Raw genomic sequence first — 501 nt, forward strand, 5'->3', positions numbered from 1 at the left:
GCCTTAATGTGTGTAGAATCTGTCATCAACGCACGTCCTCCCACCATACGGTGCTCGGTCGCTTGACTCACAATCTCATCAAAAATTTCTTCGAAAATATTTGTATGAATGAAACGAGTACGGCGATTCCAACTGATTGTAGAATGATCTGGAATTGTATCTGATAGAGAAAAACCTAGAAACCAACGGTAGGCAATATTCGTTTTGATCTCCTTTTCCAATTGTCGCTCTGAACGAATACCATAAAAATATCCGATAAACATCATCTTAAATAAAACGATAGGGTGAATTGACGGACGACCATTGTTTTCACAGTAATAAGGGCGTAACTTTTCCTCAATAAAATCAAAACTGATTGTCGCTTCAATCGCACGAAGGAAATGGTCTTGCGGAACTAATTCTTCTACAGAAACGGATACACGCTCATCACGATGATTTTTTAAAGCACCCATCATAAAAAATCTCTCCTTTACCTCTTTTTTATCAGTGTTGACACATAAA

1 protein-coding gene is annotated in these 501 nt (G+C 37.9%); it reads right to left on the reverse strand.

Annotated features, from left to right (window positions below; genetic code table 11):
- The coding region (locus JDS92_RS30120; protein WP_142288487.1) for a transposase at positions 1-455 on the reverse strand (455 nt) is incomplete at its 3' end.
- Positions 456-501 lie beyond the last annotated feature (46 nt).

Origin of the sequence: Bacillus cereus group sp. N12 (genome assembly GCF_016483575.1) — a bacterium.
Taxonomy (GTDB): Bacteria; Bacillota; Bacilli; order Bacillales; family Bacillaceae_G; genus Bacillus_A; species Bacillus_A toyonensis.